At 62.2% G+C, this 20,834-nt stretch carries 19 protein-coding genes; 5 read left to right on the forward strand and 14 right to left on the reverse strand.

The annotated features are described in order from the left end of the window. Nucleotides 1-73: 73 nt before the first annotated feature. The gene (locus F7R06_RS25525) at nucleotides 74-1,183 is read right to left on the reverse strand and encodes a 2-aminoethylphosphonate--pyruvate transaminase (protein ID WP_090323599.1); all 1,110 of its coding nucleotides are present in this window, start codon (nucleotides 1,181-1,183) and stop codon (nucleotides 74-76) included. Nucleotides 1,184-1,292: 109 nt separating this feature from the next. Between F7R06_RS25525 and F7R06_RS25530 the strand changes: the two genes are divergently transcribed. Further along, nucleotides 1,293-2,156: a LysR substrate-binding domain-containing protein gene (locus F7R06_RS25530; RefSeq protein WP_090323597.1), complete on the forward strand. Its 864-nt coding sequence runs from the start codon at nucleotides 1,293-1,295 to the stop codon at nucleotides 2,154-2,156. A 119-nt stretch (nucleotides 2,157-2,275) separates the two neighbouring features. Here the strand turns inward: F7R06_RS25530 and F7R06_RS25535 are convergent, their stop codons facing one another. Continuing rightward, entirely contained in the window at nucleotides 2,276-3,148 is an 873-nt protein-coding gene (locus F7R06_RS25535; RefSeq protein ID WP_090323596.1) for a LysR family transcriptional regulator, read from the reverse strand. A gap of 266 nt (nucleotides 3,149-3,414) precedes the next feature. Between F7R06_RS25535 and F7R06_RS25540 the strand changes: the two genes are divergently transcribed. Together F7R06_RS25540 and F7R06_RS25545 are read left to right on the forward strand one after the other, a co-directional pair. Continuing rightward, complete coding sequence (locus tag F7R06_RS25540) at nucleotides 3,415-4,740, forward strand: MFS transporter (RefSeq protein WP_090323594.1); 1,326 nt, start codon at nucleotides 3,415-3,417, stop codon at nucleotides 4,738-4,740. Nucleotides 4,741-4,811: 71 nt separating this feature from the next. Then, nucleotides 4,812-6,203: an FAD-dependent oxidoreductase gene (locus tag F7R06_RS25545; protein ID WP_090323593.1), complete on the forward strand. Its 1,392-nt coding sequence runs from the start codon at nucleotides 4,812-4,814 to the stop codon at nucleotides 6,201-6,203. A 3-nt stretch (nucleotides 6,204-6,206) separates the two neighbouring features. Here F7R06_RS25545 and F7R06_RS25550 read toward each other — a convergent pair whose 3' ends face one another. Next, nucleotides 6,207-7,631 (reverse strand): type VI secretion system Vgr family protein, encoded by a 1,425-nt coding sequence (locus tag F7R06_RS25550; RefSeq protein ID WP_090323591.1) that lies wholly within the window; start codon nucleotides 7,629-7,631, stop codon nucleotides 6,207-6,209. A 217-nt stretch (nucleotides 7,632-7,848) separates the two neighbouring features. Between F7R06_RS25550 and F7R06_RS25555 the strand changes: the two genes are divergently transcribed. Then, a complete protein-coding gene (locus F7R06_RS25555) occupies nucleotides 7,849-8,553 on the forward strand; it encodes a YebC/PmpR family DNA-binding transcriptional regulator (protein WP_090323589.1) in 705 nt (234 codons plus the stop codon). 130 nt (nucleotides 8,554-8,683) lie between these two features. Here F7R06_RS25555 and F7R06_RS25560 read toward each other — a convergent pair whose 3' ends face one another. From F7R06_RS25560 to F7R06_RS25600, 9 genes are all read right to left on the reverse strand, one after another. Continuing rightward, entirely contained in the window at nucleotides 8,684-9,994 is a 1,311-nt protein-coding gene (locus F7R06_RS25560) for a leucine-rich repeat-containing protein kinase family protein (RefSeq protein ID WP_090323588.1), read from the reverse strand. Between the two features lie 136 nt (nucleotides 9,995-10,130). Beyond that, complete coding sequence (gene zapE, locus F7R06_RS25565) at nucleotides 10,131-11,261, reverse strand: cell division protein ZapE (RefSeq protein WP_090323586.1); 1,131 nt, start codon at nucleotides 11,259-11,261, stop codon at nucleotides 10,131-10,133. 371 nt (nucleotides 11,262-11,632) lie between these two features. Then, nucleotides 11,633-12,679 (reverse strand): ABC transporter substrate-binding protein, encoded by a 1,047-nt coding sequence (locus tag F7R06_RS25570; RefSeq protein ID WP_090323585.1) that lies wholly within the window; start codon nucleotides 12,677-12,679, stop codon nucleotides 11,633-11,635. Between the two features lie 18 nt (nucleotides 12,680-12,697). Continuing rightward, nucleotides 12,698-13,813: an NAD(P)/FAD-dependent oxidoreductase gene (locus F7R06_RS25575; RefSeq protein WP_090323583.1), complete on the reverse strand. Its 1,116-nt coding sequence runs from the start codon at nucleotides 13,811-13,813 to the stop codon at nucleotides 12,698-12,700. Then, the gene (locus F7R06_RS25580) at nucleotides 13,810-15,165 is read right to left on the reverse strand and encodes an FAD/NAD(P)-dependent oxidoreductase (RefSeq protein WP_090323582.1); all 1,356 of its coding nucleotides are present in this window, start codon (nucleotides 15,163-15,165) and stop codon (nucleotides 13,810-13,812) included. Before F7R06_RS25580 ends, F7R06_RS25575 begins: the two co-directional genes overlap by 4 nt. Nucleotides 15,166-15,322: 157 nt before the next feature. Beyond that, entirely contained in the window at nucleotides 15,323-15,613 is a 291-nt protein-coding gene (locus F7R06_RS25585; RefSeq protein ID WP_090323580.1) for a (2Fe-2S)-binding protein, read from the reverse strand. A gap of 7 nt (nucleotides 15,614-15,620) precedes the next feature. Further along, the gene (locus F7R06_RS25590; protein WP_090323579.1) at nucleotides 15,621-16,415 is read right to left on the reverse strand and encodes an ABC transporter permease; all 795 of its coding nucleotides are present in this window, start codon (nucleotides 16,413-16,415) and stop codon (nucleotides 15,621-15,623) included. 6 nt (nucleotides 16,416-16,421) lie between these two features. Further along, a complete protein-coding gene (locus tag F7R06_RS25595; protein ID WP_090323578.1) occupies nucleotides 16,422-17,291 on the reverse strand; it encodes an ABC transporter permease in 870 nt (289 codons plus the stop codon). Continuing rightward, on the reverse strand, nucleotides 17,288-18,313 hold the full coding sequence (locus tag F7R06_RS25600) for an ABC transporter ATP-binding protein (protein ID WP_090323576.1): 1,026 nt from the start codon (nucleotides 18,311-18,313) through the stop codon (nucleotides 17,288-17,290). The genes F7R06_RS25595 and F7R06_RS25600 overlap by 4 nt, the downstream gene beginning before the upstream one ends. 246 nt (nucleotides 18,314-18,559) lie before the next feature. On the opposite strand from F7R06_RS25600, the gene F7R06_RS25605 reads away from it, so the two are divergent. Next, nucleotides 18,560-19,396: an IclR family transcriptional regulator gene (locus tag F7R06_RS25605; protein WP_090323575.1), complete on the forward strand. Its 837-nt coding sequence runs from the start codon at nucleotides 18,560-18,562 to the stop codon at nucleotides 19,394-19,396. A gap of 124 nt (nucleotides 19,397-19,520) precedes the next feature. Here F7R06_RS25605 and F7R06_RS25610 read toward each other — a convergent pair whose 3' ends face one another. Both F7R06_RS25610 and F7R06_RS25615 read right to left on the reverse strand, forming a co-directional pair. Further along, entirely contained in the window at nucleotides 19,521-20,273 is a 753-nt protein-coding gene (locus F7R06_RS25610; protein ID WP_090323573.1) for an anti-sigma factor family protein, read from the reverse strand. Beyond that, nucleotides 20,270-20,776 (reverse strand): sigma-70 family RNA polymerase sigma factor, encoded by a 507-nt coding sequence (locus F7R06_RS25615; RefSeq protein ID WP_090323571.1) that lies wholly within the window; start codon nucleotides 20,774-20,776, stop codon nucleotides 20,270-20,272. Before F7R06_RS25615 ends, F7R06_RS25610 begins: the two co-directional genes overlap by 4 nt. Nucleotides 20,777-20,834 lie beyond the last annotated feature (58 nt).

Genomic DNA, 20,834 nt, shown 5'->3' on the forward strand with positions numbered 1-20,834 from the left:
TCAGTCGACTTCATTAGGAATGTCAGATCCCTATCGCGAGCAGGCTCGCTCCCACCTGGGAATGTGGTGTGACTCAGATCTCTAACACTTCCATCTCACGCAGCACGTCGCCAATCGCCGCCACCGCTTCGCGCATCTGCATCGGGGTGACGTGACCGATGCAGCCGACGCGGAAGGTTTCGACCTGGGTCAGTTTGCCGGGGTAGAGGATGTAACCCTTGGCCTTGACGCGTTCGTAGAATTCCTTGAACTGGTAGCGTGGATCTTTCGGTGCGTGGAACGTGGTGATGATCGGCGCCTGGATAGCGGCTGGCAGGAAGCTGCGCAGGCCCAATTTGCCCATTTCTTCCATCAGTGCCTGGCAGTTGGCGGCGTAGCGCTGATGCCGGGCCGGCAGGCCGCCTTCTTCGTTGTATTGCAGCAGGGCTTCGTGCAGCGCGGCGACCACGTGGGTCGGCGGGGTGAAGCGCCATTGGCCGGTCTTGGCCATGTAGGTGTGCTGGTCATGCAGATCCATCGCCAGCGAGTGCGAGTTGCCGGCCGCATTGGCCAGGGCTTCCTTGCGGGCGAAAACGAACCCCATCCCCGGCACGCCTTCCAGGCATTTGCCGGAAGCGGCGATCAGCGCGTCGAACGGAATCTGTTGCGCATCGACCGGCAGTGCGCCAAAGGAGCTCATGGCATCGATGATCAGGCGTTTGCCGTGTTGCGCAATGACCTGGGCGATTTCCGGCAGCGGGTTGAGGATACCGGTGCTGGTCTCGCAGTGAATCAGTGCAACGTGGGTAATGCTGTCATCGGCTCGCAGCAGGCGGTCGACGTCGGCGGCGGTGGTGGGTTCGTCCTCGGCGGTTTCGAAGGTGCTGAACGGGCGGCCGAGCACTTCGCAGATTTTCGCCAGGCGTTTTCCGTAAGCACCGTTGATCAGCACCAGCACTTTGCCGTCGCGTGGTACCAGCGTGCCGATGGCCGCTTCGACCGCGAATGTGCCGCTGCCTTGCAGGGGCACGCAGTGATGGCTGGCGCCGCCGTTGATGATTGCCAGCAGTTGTTCGCAGAGGCTGGCGGTCAGTTGGTTGAAGCGGTCATCCCATGAACCCCAATCGACCATCATCGCCTGACGGGTGCGTGCCGAAGTGGTCAGTGGGCCAGGGGTGAGCAGGATGGGGGCGGCAGTACTCATTCTCGTGTCCTCGCAATCGATGGGATGAAGCTACGGGGCTTAAATTGCAATTTGCCGTGCTATCAATCAAATTGTTTGTTGTTATGCCAGCCATCAGTGAGGGTTATTCATGAATCTGTTCCAGCTGCGTGCTTTTGACGCCGTGGCCCGTGAAGGCAGCTTTACCCGGGCCGCCGCACGGCTGTTCATCAGCCAACCGGCGGTCACCGGGCACATCAAGGCGCTGGAGGAGCACTACCAGATCAGCCTGTTACGCCGCACCGCGCGACGGGTGGAACTGACGGAAGAGGGCACCAAACTGGCGGCGATCACCCGGGCCATGTTCGGCCTGGCCGAAGAAGCGCAGGCGATGCTGGAGGCCAACCGGCAATTGCTGACCGGGCGCCTGGAAGTGGCGGCGGACGGCCCGCACATGGTCATGCCGATGCTCGCGAGCCTGCGGGCGCGTTATCCGGGCATCACGGTCAATCTGCGCCTGGGCAATGCCCAGGAAACCCTGGCGGCACTGTTGTCCGAGCATGCCGACGTGGCGGTGCTGACCGAGGTCGAGCCGCGCAAGGGCCTGCATCTGCAAGCCCTGAGCGAGTCGCGGATTTGCGCACTGGTGCCCGAAGGCCATCCGTGGGCGCAGCGGTCCAAAGGCGTGCTGCTCAAGGAACTGGATCAGGTCATCATGGTGTTGCGTGAGCCGAGTTCGATTACCCGACGCACCTTTGATCAGGCGTGTACCCAGGCGAACGTCAACCCAAGGGTGTTGCTGGAGCTGGACAGTCGCGAAGCGGTGACTGAGGCGGTGGCCGCCGAGCTGGGCGTGGGCGTGGTGTCTTCGGTAGAGGTAAGCCACGACCCCCGGGTGGCGGCGGTGCCGATCATTGGCGAGGGGTTGGTGAACCGGCACATGATGGGCTGTATGGAGCGGCGTCGGGATTTGCGTTTGATCCAGGCGTTTTTCGAGTTGGCGCCAGGCCGATAAACCGTGGTGCGGCAATCGCGGGCAAGCCACGCTCCCACAGGGTTTGCATCGTACATAAAACGGGTGATCGACATGAATCCTGTGGGAGCGTGGCTTGCCCGCGATAGGGCCAGACCTGCCTACACCAGACTCTCGCGCACCGTTTCCAGAAACGTCGCCACCACCCGCCGCGAACTCTGCTCGCGCAGGCACACCAGCGTCTCGGTCAACCGCCGTTTGCAATCGGTGATCGGCAATGCACACACCCGTGAATCCGCGCCGAATTCCGCTGCCGACACCACGCCGACACCAATCCCCACGACCACCGCCTCTCGCGCCGCCTCCCGCCCTTCGACCTGAATCGCCGGGCGGATGCGGAACCCGGCGCCCGCCATTTCTTCTTCCAGGGTCTGGCGGGTGACCGAGCCGATTTCCCGCAACACCAGCGGCGTATCGTCCAGGTCCGCCAGGCAGATGGACTCACGATCGGCCCACGGGTGATTGCGCGACACGAACGCCACCATCGGGTCGTTTCGCAGCGGCACGGAGATCAGTCTTTCATCATCGACATCGCGGCCGAGCAGGGCCAGATCGGCCTGGTAGTTGAACAGCCGGAACAGCGATTCATCGGTGTTGCCGGTTTCGATCTTCACGCTGATACCGGGGTAACGCTCACAAAAACGGGCGATTTGCGGCAGCACATGCACCGGTGCATCCACCGCCAGAACCAGGCTGCCCGTCTGCAAGGCCTGGGAATCCTGCAGCAGTTCCTGGGCTTCGGCCTCGATGACAAAAAGCCGCTGGGTGACGCTCAACAGGCGCTCGCCCAGATCGGTCAGGCGCACCGAGCGCTTGTTGCGGTGGAACAGCAAAACACCGTAGCGCTCTTCGAGTTTGCGCACCTGGTCGGAAATCGCCGGTTGCGTGAGAAACAGCCGTTCGGCGGCTTTGGTAAAGCTTCCGTGAACGGCGACGGCGTGGAAAGCTTTGAGCTGGGCGTGGGATACCGACATGGAGACTCCAGTAACAAGCTGAACCTATATTTGAAATACGATAATTCGATTTCACTTATTAATCAGTAATTGTTTTGATCAGCTTCAGCGCCGCCGATTGTCAGTCGAACAGTCGCGGTGGCCATGAGCCTGTGCGTGCAGTTGCAGGACTCATCTGACCGAAATCACCCCAGGGACCGAGTGATTTCGTGGTGCTTAAAAAATAAAAAGACAGGCGTTTTCTTCCAATTCTGCCGGCACACTCACACCCTGAGGTCAGAACCAACATGAACAAGCCCATCGGTACCCTCCAGCGTTGGCGCATGCAGATCTTCGCGATCACCTGGCTCGCTTACGCCGCTTTCTACTTCACCCGCAAGGCATTCTCCGTGGCAAAGCTCGGGATTGGCGAAGACCCGACGTTCATGCTCGACAAGATGGCCATGGCCAACCTCGATGCGATCTACCTGACCGCTTACGCCATCGGCCAGTTCACCTGGGGCATCCTGGCCGATCGCTTCGGCCCGCGGGTCGTGGTGCTTGGCGGCTTGCTGATTTCGGCGGCGGCCGCGCTGGTGATGGGCAGCTTCGCCACGTTGCCGATCTTCGCCACCTGCATGCTGATTCAAGGCCTGGCGCAGTCCACCGGTTGGTCGGGGCTGTGCAAGAACCTCGGCAGTTTCTATCCCGCCGAGCAGCGCGGGCGGGTACTGGGCCTGTGGAGTTCCTGCTACGCCTTTGGCGGTCTGGTGGCATCACCCTTCGCCGGTTGGTGGGCCTATACGCTGATCGGCACCTGGCATGCCGCGTTCATCTCCAGTGCGGCGGTGGTTGGGCTGGTCGCTGTGCTGTTTTTTATTTTTCAACGCAACAAACCCGAAGATGTCGGCTTGCCGGCTGTGGAGCCTGAGCCCGAGCTGACCGCTGAAGAGGCGCACGCGCAAAGCAAGATCAGCGTCCTGGCGCCATTGAAAGAGATCCTGCGCAATCGCACGGTGCTGGTGCTCGGCCTCGCGTACTTCATGCTGAAACCGGCGCGTTACGCGATTCTGCTCTGGGGCCCGGTGATCGTTTTCGAACAGATGCCTTCGGTGGGCAAAGTCGGCGCGGCGATCATTCCGACTGCGTTTGAACTGGCCGGGTTGCTCGGGCCGATCATGATCGGCCTGGCCTCCGACAAAGTGTTCGGCGCCCGGCGTATGCCCGCCTGTGTGCTCAGCCTGCTGGCGCTGACCGTGTCGCTGGCGTTGTTCATGGGGGCCCTGCACACCGGCAGTGTGCTGTTGGTGGTGGCGCTGCTGTTCGTCATGGGCCTGACGCTTTACGGGCCGGACTCGATGATCAGCGGTGCGGCCGCCATCGACTTCGGGACCGCCAAGGCCGGTGCGACCGCTGCTGGTTTCGTCAACGGTTGCGGCTCGGTCGGGGCGGTTCTCGGCGGGTTGCTGCCTGGTTATTTCGACACCGTCACCGTGTTCATAGTCTTCGCCGGCTGCGCGATGTTCTCCGCACTGGTATTGATCCCGCATTGGAACAGCCGCCCCGGTGGTCTGCGAACTCACTATCCCCTCGTGCCGAACGGGCCGATAAGCGTCAAACCCCTGCGTACCTGAACCCTGTCTGTCGCCGTCTGCTGCATTTGCGGCAGGCCGGCGTGTGGACAACCGAATGGAGAGTGACCCCCATGAGACCCTTTTGGCTGGAGCAGGCCTTGAAGGCCGATACGTCCGAGACCTGTCCGGCATTGCAGGGCGACGTCCGCGCCGACGTCTGCATCGTCGGCGGCGGCTACACCGGTTTATGGACCGCGATTATGCTCAAGGAGCAGAACCCCGGCCTGGAGGTGGTGCTGATTGAAGCCGATATCTGTGGCGCCGGCGCCAGTGGCCGCAACGGTGGTTGCGCACTGTCATGGTCGGCCAAGTATTTCACCCTTGAACGCCTGTTCGGCGTTGAGGAGGCGGTGCGGCTGGTCAAGGAATCCGAGCGCAGCATCCACGCGATCGGGGCGTTCTGTGAACAGTACGCGGTGGACGCCGACTATCGCCTCGATGGCACCCTCTACACCGCGACCAACCGTGCCCAGGTCGGCTCGACCGACGCGGTGATCGCGGCGCTGGAGCGCCATGGCATCAACTCCTTCAGCCAGCGGCCGGTGGCGGATGTGCAACGCATGGCCGGATCCGTCAAACACCTGGAGGGCTGGTTTTCGCCGGCTGCTGCCAGCGTGCAGCCGGGCAAACTGGTGCGCGGTTTGCGTCGGGTGGCCTTGCAGCTTGGCGTGCGGATTCATGAAAACACCGCCATGATCGGCCTGGAGGAAGGCAAGCCGGCGGTCATTCAAACCGCCTATGGCAGCGTTCGCGCCGATCGTGTGGTGCTGGCGATGAATGCCTGGATGGCGCGGGCATTCCCGCCGTTCGAGCGCAGCGTGGCGATCGTCTCCAGCGACATGCTGATCACCGAACCGCGACCCGAACTGCTCAACGAAATCGGTTTGACCAGCGGAGTCACGGTGCTCGATTCGCGGATTTTCGTGCACTACTACCACAACACACCGGACGGCCGGATCATGCTCGGCAAGGGCGGCAACACGTTCGCCTACGGCGGGCGCATGTTGCCGGTGTTCGATCAGCCATCGCCTTATGCCGGACTGCTGCGCAGCAGTCTGACGGACTTCTTCCCGGCGTTTGCCGACGTCAAGGTCGACGCGACCTGGAACGGCCCCTCGGATCGCTCGGTCACGGGGCTGCCGTTCTTCGGGCAGATGAGTGCCAGCGGCAATGTGTTCTATGGTTTTGGCTACTCGGGCAGCGGGGTAGGGCCGTGCCACATGGGCGGGCAGATTCTGGCCTCGCTGGTCCAGGGTCTGGACAACCCCTGGACGCGCTCGCCGCTGGTCAACGGACCGCTGGGCTTTTTCCCGCCAGAGCCGATCCGTTACCTCGGTTCGCTGATGGTGCGCAATGCCATTCGGCGCAAGGAACACGCCGAGGACCACGGGCGGCGGCCTCGGCATCTGGACGTGCGCCTGGCCAAATTCGCGGCGGCGGCCGGCAAGGCTGACAAGGGGTGAGGCTCAGGACTCGGCGTCGGTGGGATCGATCAACCAGTCGAGCAGCAGACGGCTATCGCCTTGTGGCTCACCGCGCCTTGCGGGTCGAGGCCTGGAGCGCTGCCCCGTGCTGGCGCAGAACACCGGACGGTCGGGATCGCTGTCGAGGAAACTGACCCACCCGTCGCTGCCGGCCATGGGCAAACCGCAAGGGTCGAGGGGGGCGCCGGTCACTGCGATGGGCAGCCAGAGACTGGCGCAACCTGCGGTCTCATGGTCTGTGGCAGGCCACAAACTCACGTTTATGCGACCTTGCTCATCCAGCGCTGCCCGCTGCCCGGTCTGGCCCCGCACCCGCGCAGGCTGATAGCCGGGGATGCGCGGCCTGGGTTGTTCAAGTGCCGGACGAAACACCGTTGACCAGAGTATCGCGCTGAACTGATTGCGGTAACGCCGGGGCGTGTCCGGGGTGTCCTGCTGCAGAATCGAACCCTGTTCGCCCTGATGCCGGGCCTGCGTTACCAACCATTGATCGTTGAAACCCGGAAGTGGGTGCTCAGCCACCTGCACGATGCAGCCACTGCGAAGTTCGCTGTGATTACTTTGGCCGTGAATCTGCATATGCCGGCATCGCAAGCGCTCCAGATGCCGGCGAACGAGTTGATCGCGGTGGCGCTGCTCGGGATCGGGACGGGGCATCGGTGGCGCGGACGGGGTAAAGGCATGATTGGCCGCACCGTCGTCGGTGTCCGTTGCGCCGCGGTGTCGGGCATCCAGCCTTGGCGCGCAGGGCCGTGAATCGTGCCGCTGGAACAATTCGCTGATCAGCGGTTGGCTGCTGGCGGTGGACGCCTCATTCAGGAAGGGCATCAGCAGCGGTGCCTGGGGAAAACTCAGGCTGTCGTCGGCAAACACCAGTACATGCCCGTCACGGCGATGTTCGAAGTGATAGTGAATGCCTTCTTCCTCGCACAGCCGTTGCAGCAGGGCCAGATCGGTTTCTTCGTATTGAATGCAAAAAGGCCGGTGCGGATAGTGGCTGTTTGACAGTTCGAAGCGAAAGGTATCATCGGGCAGATGATGTTCCTCCAGCAGTTGTCGAAGAATCATGGGTACGCTGAGTTGCGTAAAGATGCGCCGGCAACGATGCCGGTCCAGCGCCTGCAACGCGGGCCCCAATACCAGTTTGTAGATGACCCGCTGCGGACCGCGATGTTCGCGACTGACATTGTGCAGTACGCCGTGAATGCCCTGGTCGTGCCCCACGCTCAGGAACGCCGCTTGATGGAGGAGCTGTTCCAGCGGCATGGCGGGCGCCAGGCCGATCACTTCAATCTCGAATGCATAGGGTTGGTTGAGGGCTTCTCGGCCACTGAACTGCACGACCTGCAGGCTCAAATCGTCGTCCAGCAGTGTCAGGGTGAAGGGACTTTCCTTGTCGTTATGCATCGAACGCGCTTCTGCCATGGAATACGGGAGCAGAGGGTACGAAACCACAGCCCTTAATGGACATCGCAAACAGGAGTTTCAGAATTGCCCTACAACTGCCGGTGAATATGTCGATTCGAGGTCAGAATTTTTGGTCGATTGCCAACTTTAGGCCGGGTAAACTTGCGCAATGCGTCGGCCAATAGATGTCTCGGCGCCATAGACAAGAGAGTGAGTAATGGGCGCACAGTGGAAGGTTAAACACAAAGAAGCGGCAGCCAATGCCAAGGGCAAGATCTTCGGCAAACTGGTGAAAGAAATCACCATTGCTGCGCGTAACGGCGCTGATGTTGCCACCAACGCACACCTGCGCCTGGTGGTTGAACAGGCCAAGAAAGCTTCGATGCCCAAGGAAACACTGGATCGCGCCATCAAGAAGGGCGCGGGCCTGTTGGGCGAGACCGTGCAATACCATCGCGTGACCTATGAAGGGTTCGCACCGCATCAGGTGCCGTTGATCGTTGAATGCGTGACGGACAACATCAACCGTACCGTCGCTGAAATCCGCGTTGCGTTCCGCAAGGGCCAATTGGGCGCTTCCGGTTCCGTGGCCTGGGACTTCAACCACGTCGGCATGATCGAAGCCTCGCCGGACACTCCGGACGCCGATCCGGAAATGGCCGCCATCGAAGCGGGCGCCCAGGATTTCGAGCCGGGCGAAGACGGCGCGACCCTGTTCCTGACCGAGCCTGCGGATCTGGATGCCGTGCAAAAAGCCCTGCCGGGACAAGGCTTCACCGTACTGTCGGCCAAGCTGGGCTACCAGCCGAAGAACCCGGTCAGCGGCCTGAGCGATGAGCAGATGGCTGAAGTCGAAGCTTTCCTCGAAGGCCTCGATAACCATGATGACGTGCAGGACATGTTTGTCGGACTGGCGGGTTAAGTTGTTTTTCCAGTAACACCGCTATCGCGGACAAGCCCGCTCCCACAGTCATTGTATCGTTCGCAAAAAATGCGTACGCCGCTGAACACCGTGGGAGCGGGCTTGCCCGCGATTGACCGCGCAGCGGTCATCAATCGTTCAGTACCTGAATAACCTCGTCAAACCCCGGTCGCGCCAGGACGTCAGGCTGACAGCAGCGCTGTTGCAAATCCTCCAGTCGCCGGCGCTCCCCGTCGCTCAATCCCGAGTCGATCCGCTCCAGCAATTCCCCCAGCAGAACCCCGAACGCTCGGACTTCGATGCGTTGCAGTGCGCGGCTTTCCAGGGTGTCCTGCGTGGCATGGAAAGACGCGGCGCCAAAGTCTCCCAACAGGCAATCACCCTGTTCGTTCCACAGAATATTGTGGCCGTAGAGGTCGCCATGGGTGATGCCCTGGCGGTGCAAATGCTCGGCGACCGAAGCAATACCTCGGGCAATGCGCAAGGCGACATCGGCCGTGAAGCGGGTGTCTTCGGCGTAGACGTCGCGGCTGCAGGTCGCCAGGCTCGGCAACGCGGCAAGGTTGCGGTAGCTCGGTTCGATCAGTTGCATTACCAGCCCGGCGGTGTCTTGCGGGTGATCGACCACCCGGCCTTCGACCCGGATCAGGTTGGGGTGAATACCAGCGGTGATGCAGGCGTTCATTTCGTGCAACGGCGAGCCGTCGCTGGTCATTTCGCCCTTGTAGAGTTTGACCGCGACTTGCGTGTCCGCATGGCCCGGGCGTGCCCATGCCGCCCGATGAATCAACCCCGAAGCACCTTCGCCCAGGAGCTGCTCCAGGCTCAGCTGGGACCAGGAGATGCTCGGCGTGGCTGCCAGGGCGGCCGCATCAGCTTCGGTTTCCAGTGGGTTACCGGCGTACGCCAGCCAGGTCAGGCTCGGCAGCGCAAGCAGCCATTCGGGCAATTGGCTGATCTGGTTGGCGGCGATGCGGATCAGCTCCAGCCGATGGCAATTGCGCAGGCTCTGCGGCAAAGATTGCAGCCGATTACCAGCCAGCATCAGTTTTTGCAGGTAGGGGCGTTCGCCCAGTTCCGTCGGCAGTTCACCGATGCAGTTGTCGGTCAGGATCAGCCAGCGCAGGAGCGGCGGCAACGCGGCGCCTGGCACGTGCTCGATGCGGTTGGCCTTGAAGGCGATCATGGTCAGCGCCGCGCATTGACCCACGCATGCCGGCAGTTCGGTAAACAGATTGTCCGAGCAGAACAACACGCGCAGACGGGTCAGGCGGTGCAAGTCATCCGGGAGGCTGCTCATGGCATTGCCACTGAGGTTGAGCACCTCCAGGGAGTCCGCCAGGTCGAAGATCTCCCGCGGAAATTCTGTCAGGCCGCAGCTGAGATCCAGACGGGTAATGCCTGCCAGCGTGCCGGCGCGCAATTGTTCAAGGGTATGCATGAACGGGGTTCGCCATCGATTGAATGAATGGGCGGCATGATAACGGGAATAAGCTGTTGCCGGTCAGGCCGCTTTCGCGATCAAGTCCGCAGTCGATCGAGATGTTGAATCGAGCGCGGACCCAGTGTGGGAGCGATCAGGCCGACTCCCGAACCTCCACCAACTGCCCCAGGCGACTGCGGGTGCGGGCCAGATCGATGGCGTCGCCGTCCAGGCTTTCGCGCAATGAACGCTGGCCCAGCAGCACCAGATGCTTGTCCTGGTCATACAAAACGTCCACCAGATTGATGAAGCGTTGTTGGGCGGCGATTGAACAGTCGGCCAGGTTGGGCAGTTCGTCGATGATCCAGTAGTCGAAGCGCCGACACAGCTCCAGGTAATCCATGACCGCCGTGGGCTGCTCACACAGATCCGCGAAGGTAAAACCGATGGTGCGGCCTTCGCAGTAACGGGCGGGCAGGTGGCGAGTGCCGACCGGCAGCGCAATGCCCGGCGCACCGGCGGATGGCAGGTTTGATGCCTGCCGCTGCGACGCGCTCCCCGGCCAGACGTATTGCCCCTGGGTAAACAGTTGTTGCGCGTGAGTTCTGGCCTGGCTGCGGTAGTCGTGTGGCCCGCCGACCTCCATCACCTGCATGCGTGCGTTGATCAGGTCGATCACCGGTTTGAAGCGCGCGTGGTACAGCGGATTGGGCAACAGGCCTTCCGGCGGGTAATTGGAGGTGACCAGCAGCAGGATGCCTCGACGGAACAGGGCCTTGAACAGTCGCGTGATCAGCATCGCATCGCCGATGTCATGGACATGGAATTCGTCGAAACACAGCACCCGGCAATCGCGCAGCAAATCGTCCAGGGCGGTCGCCAGCGCGTCCGGTTGATCGCGATGGTTGAACATCCCCTGATGCAGCCGGGCAAAAAACTCGTGGAAGTGCAGGCGCTGTTTTTGCGCCAGGGGAATGGCCTGGAAAAAACCGTCGAGTAGCCAGCTTTTGCCGCGACCCACGGCGCCATGCAGGTAAAGACCGGGCAGGGTTTTCGTCGCACTGCCCAGCAGCGTCGTGGCGTGCTGCGCCATGCAGTCGATCACCCGCTGTTGACTGTGACTGAGGGTGTAGCCCTGCGCGTGAGCCTTGTGGCGAAAGTAATCGTGGATGACCCGGCCTGTTGCGACCCCATGGGCGGGGGCAGCGGAGGCTTTGCCGAACAGCCGGCGCAGCAACGGCCAGCGCGGTGCAAGACGCGAACGGTTGGGTGGTCGAACGGCCACTGTGATGTCACCCCATGATCTTCAGGCCGCCCGACGCGGCGGCGCCATAGTGTACCCAGAGGGGAGAATTCGCTTCCAGTTGTGTCGATGGAATGCGGGCGTTTATTGGACAGAATAATGCGGTATGTACAACTTATTACGCGTCGAAAGGGTGGCGAGTTTCCTGAGTGGCCATACTCAAAAGCGCGGCACCATCCTGTGCGGCATCGTCAGCGGTGCCCGCCGGGCCAGCTCCGACGCCGAGATCAACCCGGGCACCGGCAGTCGGTCTTCAACTACAACGCGAAGATCTACACCGACCAGACCACACCGCCAGCAGGTACTTATCTGGACAATGTGATCCTGGACGTTGGGTCCTGAACGGAAGTTTTCTAGCGCTCGATACTGCGATTCCACCTCGCATTCCACGCCGGGCGCTGTTCGTTGACCTGATCCCAATCCACGGCAATCGCGGTTTCGAGGTATTGCTTCATCGCCTCCACCTGCCCACGGGTGCGCTCGGTGGTCGGTGTGTTCGGGTTGGAAGGAATCTGGTCGCCATCTTCAAGCGCGGCGGCTTGTGCTTCGGGGGTCAGCAGAAACGCGGCGAGCTTTTGCGCCAGTTCCGGTTGCGTGTTGTTGGCGATCGCGCATTCGGCAACGTTGAGTATCACCGCGCCTTCTTTCGGCTGCGCGTACTCCACGGGCATGCCCTTGAGTTTCAGAGCGGTGACCTGGGTCGGCGTGAGCGGGAACAACGCGGCTTCATCGGTCTGGAGCATTTCGGAAATTTTCGCCGAGCTCGGGATGTACTCCAGCACGTTGCGTCCGACGCTGTTGGGCCAGGCTTTGAATCCCGGCTCGACGTTGGTTTCGCTGCCACCCTGAATCCGGTTGAACATCAGGAAGCCGTGAAGGCCGAATGTCGAAGACGCCATCGACTGGAACACCAGCTTGTCCTTGAAGCGCGGGTCGGCCATGTCCATCCAGGAGGTCGGTGCGGTCCAGCCTTTCTCCTTGAACAAGCGCGTGTTGTACGCCAGCCCGGTCACGCCAAGGCTGACCGCTACGGCTTGATCCTTGATCCGTCCCTTGGCCGGAATCTGTGCCAGGGTCGGGTTGTCCTGGAGCTTGTCGCACAGGCCCATGGAAATGGCGCGGTACATGATGCCGTCGTCGAGGAACATCACGTGCATCTGCGGGTTGTCTTTGCTGGCCTGCACCTTGGCCAGGATGTCGGCGGAGGTGCCGGGCACGATCACCACTTTGACATTGTTGGCCTTTTCGAAAGCCGGTAGCACCTTGTCGGCATAAAGCCGCTCCATGGTTCCGCCGTTCATGCCCAGGTACAGCGTTGGCTCGGCCTGAGCCTGACTGATAGTGAGCAGGGTGCCCAGGCAGGACAACCCGAGCAGTGCAGTGCGTTTGAAGTTTTTCATTGGCGCGACCTTCCTCTATCAAGCTACGGAGATGGAGTGAAACCGGGTGATGGAAAACGCATCCAGCGACGCCGTGGAGGCGCCGCTGCAGATGATTTCGGTGAGTGCCTGGCCCACGGCTGGGCCGATCTGAAAGCCGGCGCCGGCAAAGCCGAACGCATGCAACAGGCCGGGTTGGGTTCTACTGTGGCCGATCACCGGTTGGCGATCGGGCAAATAACCTTCGGTACCGCTCCAGGTGCGAATCGCCTGGGCACCTTCCAGAAACGGATAGAGCGCGACGGCCTGGCGGAGAATGTCCAGCACGGCACTTTGACCGGGGCGCGCGCGGGCATCGTCGAGGGCAAAACCCTGGCCGCCGCCCAACACGCAATTGCCACGCGCAACCTGGCGGGCATAGATTCCGCCACCCTCGACGCCGGTACTGGCATCCATCACCAACGGCAACGGCTCGGTCACCAGCATCGCCGGGTGACCTGAGTGCATCGGCACTGGCTCGCCGAATTGCGCGGCCAGGCTGCCGGCCCAGGCACCGGCGCAGTTCAACAACCAGGACGCGCGCAGCTCCAGACCGGTTTGGGTGCGCACGCGAAAGCGTTGACCATCATGGTCTACCGCCGTCACCGCGCATTGTTCATGCACTTGCGCACCCTGAAGCCGCGCGGCCCGGGCGAATGCCGGGGAAACCAGACGCGGGTTGGCGTGCCCGTCATCCGGACAAAACGAAGCGCCCACCGCCACTTCGCCGACCCACGGGAACCGAGCGCGCAACGCGTTGCGATCGAGCACCTGCAGGTCGAGGCCGAAGCCCTGACTGCTGTCGGCGTATTCTTGCAGGGCTCGCAGGTCATTGAGGCTGCGGGCCAGTTTCAGGTGACCGCTGCGCTGATATTCGCCGTCGATGCCAATCAACTGTGGCAGTTGCGACCAGATTTCGTGGGCCCGCTGCGACAGCGGCAATTGCGACAGCGGACGGCCCTGACGACGCACCCCGCCGTAGTTCACGCCGCTGGAATGCGAACCGCAGAAGTCCCGTTCCAGCAGCGCCACACGCCGACCGGCCTTGCCGAGGAACAGCGCCGCCGAGGCACCCACGATGCCGCCGCCAATGATCACCGCGTCGACTTCGATCATGCCTCTGTCTCCAGGCCAAATGGCAGGGGTTTAATCGGTGCCTGGGCACGTAATCGACCGATGTCAGAAATTGCACGCCGGCTTTCGCAGGCAATGATTTCCGCGGCTGCGGTACCACACATCCGTCCCTGACAGCGGCCCATTCCGACCCGGCAGTGGGCCTTGACCCGATTGATCTCCCAGTGGCCTTCGCGCACGACCGCGCGTATTTCACCGGCGCGAATCTCTTCGCAACGACAGACGATCAGGTGATCGGCGACGCCAGTGGCCCAGTCTTCGGGAAAGGCAAAGGCGCGCTCCAGGCCCTGGCGAAAATCGCCGATGCGTTCAAGGGCCTGTTCCAGTTGCGCGGGGCGTTGCGCGGGGATCATGTAGCCCTGGTCTTCGAGCAGCGCCAGCGCCGCCCGTTCACCGGCCATTTCGGCGGCGTCGGCGCCCATGATGCCGGCACCGTCACCGGCCAGGTACACCTGGGCGACACTGCTGCGGCCGGCGCTATCACGTTGCGGCAGCCAGGCGCGGTTGAGCGGGCTCCAGGAAAACTCACAACCGAGCAGGTCGGCGAGCTGGGTTTCACTGCGCAGGCCATGGGCGAAGGCGACGGCGTCGCAGACCAGCGGCTGTTGGCCCTTGCCGTTGCTCCAGGACACCGATTGCACGCGTTGTTCGCCATTGACCGCCGTGAGGCTGGCGCCTTGATGCACAGGGATGCCGTGGGCCGTCAGCCAGCCACGGTAATAGATGCCTTTGGCCAGGGTGGCTGGTTGCGACAGCAGGCCGGGCAAAGCGCGGGCCTGGGCGCCGAAGGGCGAGCTGTCCAGAACCGCCATCACCTTCGCGCCCGCCCTGGCGTACTGATACGCCACGAGGTACAGCAGCGGGCCGCTGCCGGCGAACACCACACGTTCGCCGATGGCGCAGCCCTGAAACTTCAAGGCAATTTGTGCCGCGCCGAGGCTGTAGACGCCCGGCAGGGTCCAGCCGGGTACCGGCAGTATCCGGTCAGTGGCGCCGGTCGCGCCGATCACCCGCGAATACTCAAGGCGTGCAGCCCGGCCCTGCTGCAAGGTATCGAGGGCGCCGTCCTCGGCGTTCCACACCAGCGTTTCAGGGCGGTAATCGAGCTGTTCGCGCAGGCTGTCGATGGTCTGATGCAACGCGCTGGCCTTGCGCGCTTCGAAACCGTACAGCTTGACCGGCGAGCGCTTGAAGTTAGCCGGTTGGCGACGATAGATCTGCCCGCCGCCGTGGGCGGCTTCGTCCAGCAACACAGGGCGAATCCCGTGGGCAACCAGGGTTTGCGCGGCACGAATCCCCGCCGGGCCCGCACCGATGATGACCACAGGCTTCATGCATACCTCGGTTGCGGTGTGTTGACGCAAGCCCCTGTAGGAGCGAGCTTGCTCGCGATGAGGGCGGAACAGGCAACATCTTTGGTGACGGACAGACCGCCATCGCGAGCAAGCTCGCTCCCACAGGGATTGGCGGGTTTACAGAGGGTGAGGGTATTCATATCGATCGCCCCGGCTCGCGGCTGATCTGCTGCCCGGCTTCGAGAAGGGTCGAGCAGGCACGCACCCGGCGGCCATCGGCCAGGCGTACCCAGCAATCCTGGCAGGCACCCATCAGGCAGAAACCGGCGCGCGGTTCGGCGCTGAAGTCACTGCCGCGCAAATGCTCGCTGCAGGTGAGCACCGCCGTCAGCACGGTATCGCCCAGCAGGCCGCTGGCCGGTTGGCCGTCGAGGGTAAAGTCCAGGGCCGGGCGGTCGCCTTCGGCCAGTCGTTTCAGCAGAGCCATGGCGCCCTCATTGTTTGCCCACCAGAACCCGATCCAGGCCGTAGACCCGATCGAGCAGAATCATGGTCACCGCCGTCAGTGCGATCACCAGTGCCGACACCGCCGCCATCATCGGATCGATGGATTCGGTGGCGTAGACGTACATGCGTACCGGAAGGGTTTGTGTGGCCGGCGAGGTGACAAAAATCGACAGGGTGACTTCGTCGAAACTGTTGATGAACGCCAACAGCCAGCCACCGGCCACTCCCGGCAGGATCATCGGCAAGGTGATTTGCCGAAACAGGGTGAAGCGCCCGGCACCGAGGGATTGAGCGGCATGTTCGGCGCTGCGATCCAGGCCGATGGCCGAAGCCAGCACCAGGCGCAGCACGTACGGGGTGATGACCAGGACGTGGGCGAAGATCAGCCAGGCGAAGCTGCCATTGACGCCCATCAGCGCAAACAGGCGCAGCAAGGCCACCCCCAGCACCAGATGCGGAATGATGATCGGCGATAGAAACAGCCCGTTGAAAAATCCCCGGCCGGGGAATTCGAAACGGGTGATCGCCAGCGCGGCCGGCACGGCAATGAGCGTTGCCAGCGTCGCCGCACTGAACGCCAGGATCAGGCTGTTGTAGAACGCATCGACAAAGTCGGCGCGCTCGAAGACGGCGCGGAACCAGCGCAGGGAAAACGCCGTGGTCGGAAGACTCAGGGTGTTTTCCGGGGTGAACGCCACGAGGCACACCACCACCAGCGGTGCCAGCATGAAAAGCACCACCAGGGCATGAAACAACAGGGCAAATGGGCCGTTCCTGGACATGACGAATTATCCCAATGACTTCTTGTAGCGGCCTTCGATCATGCGGTTCCACGACAGCATGATCAGCAGGTTGATCAGTAACAGGGCGACGGCAATCGCCGCACCCATGGGCCAATTGAGCTCCGACAGGTACTGGTCGTAGATCAGCGTGGCGACCATCTTCAACCGACGCCCGCCGAGCAGTCCCGGAATGGCGAAGGAGCTGGCGGCAAGGCCGAACACGATCAGGGTGCCGGATAAAATGCCGGGCATGACTTGTGGAAGCACCACCTGGCGAATCACCGTGAAGTGGCTGGCACCCAGGGAGAGCGCCGCTTGTTCGGCGGCCGGGTCGAGCTTCTGCAACGACGTCCAGACCGGAATGATCATGAACGGCAGCATTACGTGGACCAGCGCAATCACCACCGCGAACGGCGTATACAGCAGCTTCATCGGCGAGCCACCCAGGGCTTGCAGGGTCTGGTTGACCAGGCCGTCGGCGCCAAGCAGCAGGCTCCAGCCAAAGGCTCGCACCACCACCGAAATCAGCAGCGGGGTGAGGATCAGGATCAGGAAAATCGAGCGCCACGGGGTGCCCATGCGGCTCAGTATGTAGGCCTCGGGTACGCCGATCAGCACGCAAAGCAGCGTGGTCAGCGTGCTGATCCACAGGGTCCGCAGGAAGATTTCGTAGTAGTACGGGTCCCCCATCAGGCTGATGTAATGCTCGATGGTGTAGGCGTTGCCCTTGATCCCCGCGCTGTAGTCGAAGACGTTGAATGACAGCACCAGGGTCAGGGCCAGCGGGATAATCAGCAACCCGAGGTACAAGGCCAGGGCCGGTGCCGACAGCCAGTAGCCCTGGCGTCCCGAACGGATGGAGGCGAGGGTGCTCATGCCGGCACCTCGTCGACACTCAGCACCCGCAGCAGCGCCGCATCCCAATCCACGCCAACCGCCGTCCCTTCGCTCAACGGTGCCGAGCCGTCATTGCGACGCACCACGCAGAGTTCGCCCAGGGTTGTCGAAACGCCGTAAAGCCATTGGCTGCCGAGAAAGAAGCGGCTGACGATTTTTCCTTGCAGGCGACCCAGGCCGGCATCACGCAGATCGATTTTTTCCGGGCGCAGGCTCAAGGTCAGATCACCTTTGCCATGGCCGCATACTTGAACCACGCCGCTACCGTCGCGTTCACCCGGCAACAGATTGGCCTTGCCGACGAACCCGGAAATGAACTCGGTGCGCGGGTGTTCGTAAAGGGTGTAGGGCGCGTCGATCTGGGTGATGCGTCCGGCCTGCATCACCACCACCCGGTCGCTGATCGACAGCGCTTCGGACTGATCGTGGGTGACCATCAGCGTGGTAATCCCGACTTCACGCTGGATGCGACGGATTTCGAATTGCATCTCTTCGCGCAGGTTGGCGTCGAGATTGGACAGCGGTTCGTCCAGCAGCAGCACCGGCGGTTGGATCACCAATGCCCGGGCCAGTGCGACTCGCTGACGCTGGCCACCGGAAAGCTCGCGCGGGTAACGTTCGGCATGCTGGTGCAGGCGCACCAGTTTCAGCACGCGGTCGACCCGTTGCCCGATCTCGGCATTCGGCACTTTGCGCATGCGCAGGCCGAAGGCGACGTTGTCTTTGACGGTCATGTGCGGGAACAGCGCGTAGCTTTGGAACACGACCCCCAGACCCCGGCTGGCGGGTTTGGCGTGGGTGATGTCGCGGCCATCCAGGAGGATGCGTCCGCTGGTGACTTCCACGAAGCCGGCGATCATTTGCAGGGTGGTGGTTTTGCCGCACCCGGAGGGGCCGAGCAAAGAAACGAATTCACCTTTCTCGATCGAGAGGTTGGTGGCGACCACGGCATCGATCTCGCCGTAGCGTTTGCCAAGTCCTTCAAGTTGCACAAAAGCCATCACTGCGCCTCCACCTGAGATTGTTATGCGCGGCCTGAGGTCGCGCTTTTTTGTATGGGCAGATACGAAAAAATGTTGCCGGGGTGCGTGGGTGCTCGACTTGAGTCGGCTGCCGCTGTTGTTCGAATCGCCCCTGTATGGACGCAGAGTAGGACGAAGACTAGGATGGGCTCAATGGCCTATTTCACTGAAGCGATGACTATTTTCAGTTTCATTCAGTGAGCAAATAAATCATCGAGAATACTCATGACTGATTCCACTGATCGGAATGAAAATAAAAATGAAGTCGGTGTCGGTGCCGTCTCCAGATTGTTTGCGGTGCTGCGGACACTGGGCGATACGGTCGAGGGCGGGGAGCGGGTGACACAACTGGCGCAGCGCATAGGGTTGTCGCAACCGACCACCCACCGCCTGCTGCGCAGCCTGATGGACGAAGGTATGGTCGAGCAGGATGCGCGCAGCAAGCGCTATCGACTGAGCCTGGATTTTTTTGCCTTGGCGGCACGTGCGGGCAACAGCGGCAATTTGCGCGAGCTGGTACGCCCGGCATTGCTCAGGCTATCGGCGTCGTTGGGTGACTCGCTGTTTTTGTTGGCGCGAAGTGGTTTTGATGCGATCTGCCTGGATCGCAGCGAAGGTCCGTTTCCGATCCGTACCTTCACCGGCGATATCGGCGGCAGGGTGGCACTGGGTGTGGGTCAGGGCAGCCTGGCGATTCTCGCGTTCCTGCCGGAAGAGGAGCGGGAAACGGTGATCCACTACAACTTGCCACGGCTCAAGGATTTTCATCTGTATGACGAAGTATTCCTGCGCTCGGAGGTCGAAAACGTGCGCACCCTCGGCTATGCCGGGCGTAACACCGGAGTCTTGCAGGGTATGGCCGGTGTGGCTGTGCCGATTCTCGACCGGGAAGGGCGGGCAGTGGCCGCCTTGAGTGTGGCGACCGTGAGTGACCGTCTGGGGCCGGATCGCTTGCCGACCGTGGTGGAAATGCTCAAGCGCGAAGCGGCGCTGATCGGACCACGCATCAACCCGTTCGACCCGTTGCTACGCCGGCCATCCCAGGTGTTTGGGCAAAGCTGAAAAAGAAGATGTACGCGAAACCCCGTAGAAGCTGGCCGGCGAAAGCGGTGGGTCAGGCAACATTGCCGTCGACGGGAAGACCGCCTTCGCTGGCAAGCCAGCTCCTACGGGATTGATGCTGTGATCAGAATTGAGTGGTTTGCTTGAGCATCTGCGCCGCCGGCGTATCCGCCGGGCTGACCATTGCATAGTTGTAGCCGCCCCCCGACCAGTACTCGGCCTGCAGGCCACCATCGCTTCGACTGCCCCTCGGCAGCAGGAAATTTTTCGGCCCCGGCGGGCGCACGTAGAAGCTGATTTTGTGCCCGCCCTGATCCTCATAAACCACCATCGCCGCTGGCCCTTGCTCGGTGCTGAGCAAGCGCCCGCTGACCGGTTTGAACCCGGCGCCGGAGAGGTCGGGCAGGCGATTGGCCTGGGTGAAGTAGCGGTCGAGCCAGCCTTGCATGTCGCCGTCGGTGCTGACCTTGTAGTCGGCCGGCAAGATGCCTTGCTGGGCAAACAGTCGGTAGGCCTGCAGGGCATCGGTCATGGGCAGCGGGGGGCTGGCGAGCGTCATCTCCCGCGCCTGCCAGCCGCTGAACCCGCCGATGCTGACGGCAATCAGCAACATGGCGGCGCTGGCCAGGTGGCGACGGGACTGGCGTTTCAGGCGTTGACGAATCATCACCGGATCGAGGTCCGGGTTGGCCGGTTGCTGCAAGACGCCGCTCAGGGCCGCGCGCAGTTGCTGGGCGTCTTTTTGCCAGGCGCGCACTTGCTCGGCTATCTGCGCATTGTTGGCGAGAAAGGTTTCCACCAGGCGTCGGTCGTCATCGCTGAGTTGGTGGTCGACATACGCGTGCAGATCACGCTCGCTGGGAGGCATGCTGATCATTTGAGTCTCCGCAGGGAAGGGCGGTTGATTTCACCATCGCTGAGTTGGCGCAAGGCCTGGCGGGCGCGGGACAGGCGGGACATCACCGTGCCGGTGGGGACGTCGAGGATCTCGGCGACCTCTTTGTAACTCAGGCCTTCCACCGAGACCCAAAGCAGCAGCGCGCGCTGTTCGGTGGGCAGTTGGTCGAAGGCGTTGAGGGTCGATTGGGCGATCACCGTGCGTTCTGCCGAGGGCTGTGCATCGTCGCGCCCGGTGAAGAACTCGAGCATTCGCGCATAGCGTCGGGAGCGCCGGTGCGCGTCGAGGAACTGCCGATAGAGAATCGAAAACAGCCAGGCACGCAGGTCGCCGTCGGGCCGTTTGTCGCCCCAGGCCGACAGTGCCCGCTCCAGGCACGACTGCACCAGATCGTCGGCACTGCTGGGATTTCGCGTCAGCGATACGGCGAAGCGGCGCAGCCTGGGAATAATTTCCCGCAATTGTTCGTCGATCTCATTCATGAAGTTCTGACCAGTCACTACGCTGTGGTGAGTGTCCAGGAAGACGCACGGCAATCGA

The organism is Pseudomonas moorei, from assembly GCF_008801475.1.
GTDB classification, from domain to species: Bacteria; Pseudomonadota; Gammaproteobacteria; order Pseudomonadales; family Pseudomonadaceae; genus Aquipseudomonas; species Aquipseudomonas moorei.

Excerpts from the sequence above, each read along its gene's own strand:
- F7R06_RS25550 (WP_090323591.1), bottom strand. The coding sequence starts at position 7,631 with ATGCATAACGACAAGGAAAGTCCCTTCACCCTGACACTGCTGGACGAC.
- F7R06_RS25530 (WP_090323597.1), top strand. The coding sequence starts at position 1,293 with ATGAATCTGTTCCAGCTGCGTGCTTTTGACGCCGTGGCCCGTGAAGGC.
- F7R06_RS25600 (WP_090323576.1), bottom strand. The coding sequence starts at position 18,313 with ATGGCTTTTGTGCAACTTGAAGGACTTGGCAAACGCTACGGCGAGATC.
- F7R06_RS25525 (WP_090323599.1), bottom strand. The coding sequence starts at position 1,183 with ATGAGTACTGCCGCCCCCATCCTGCTCACCCCTGGCCCACTGACCACT.
- F7R06_RS25605 (WP_090323575.1), top strand. The coding sequence starts at position 18,560 with ATGACTGATTCCACTGATCGGAATGAAAATAAAAATGAAGTCGGTGTC.
- F7R06_RS25595 (WP_090323578.1), bottom strand. The coding sequence starts at position 17,291 with ATGAGCACCCTCGCCTCCATCCGTTCGGGACGCCAGGGCTACTGGCTG.
- F7R06_RS25545 (WP_090323593.1), top strand. The coding sequence starts at position 4,812 with ATGAGACCCTTTTGGCTGGAGCAGGCCTTGAAGGCCGATACGTCCGAG.
- F7R06_RS25585 (WP_090323580.1), bottom strand. The coding sequence starts at position 15,613 with ATGGCTCTGCTGAAACGACTGGCCGAAGGCGACCGCCCGGCCCTGGAC.
- F7R06_RS25535 (WP_090323596.1), bottom strand. The coding sequence starts at position 3,148 with ATGTCGGTATCCCACGCCCAGCTCAAAGCTTTCCACGCCGTCGCCGTT.
- F7R06_RS25590 (WP_090323579.1), bottom strand. The coding sequence starts at position 16,415 with ATGTCCAGGAACGGCCCATTTGCCCTGTTGTTTCATGCCCTGGTGGTG.
- F7R06_RS25540 (WP_090323594.1), top strand. The coding sequence starts at position 3,415 with ATGAACAAGCCCATCGGTACCCTCCAGCGTTGGCGCATGCAGATCTTC.
- F7R06_RS25580 (WP_090323582.1), bottom strand. The coding sequence starts at position 15,165 with ATGAAGCCTGTGGTCATCATCGGTGCGGGCCCGGCGGGGATTCGTGCC.
- F7R06_RS25610 (WP_090323573.1), bottom strand. The coding sequence starts at position 20,273 with ATGATCAGCATGCCTCCCAGCGAGCGTGATCTGCACGCGTATGTCGAC.
- F7R06_RS25575 (WP_090323583.1), bottom strand. The coding sequence starts at position 13,813 with ATGATCGAAGTCGACGCGGTGATCATTGGCGGCGGCATCGTGGGTGCC.
- F7R06_RS25560 (WP_090323588.1), bottom strand. The coding sequence starts at position 9,994 with ATGCATACCCTTGAACAATTGCGCGCCGGCACGCTGGCAGGCATTACC.
- F7R06_RS25570 (WP_090323585.1), bottom strand. The coding sequence starts at position 12,679 with ATGAAAAACTTCAAACGCACTGCACTGCTCGGGTTGTCCTGCCTGGGC.
- F7R06_RS25555 (WP_090323589.1), top strand. The coding sequence starts at position 7,849 with ATGGGCGCACAGTGGAAGGTTAAACACAAAGAAGCGGCAGCCAATGCC.
- F7R06_RS25615 (WP_090323571.1), bottom strand. The coding sequence starts at position 20,776 with ATGAATGAGATCGACGAACAATTGCGGGAAATTATTCCCAGGCTGCGC.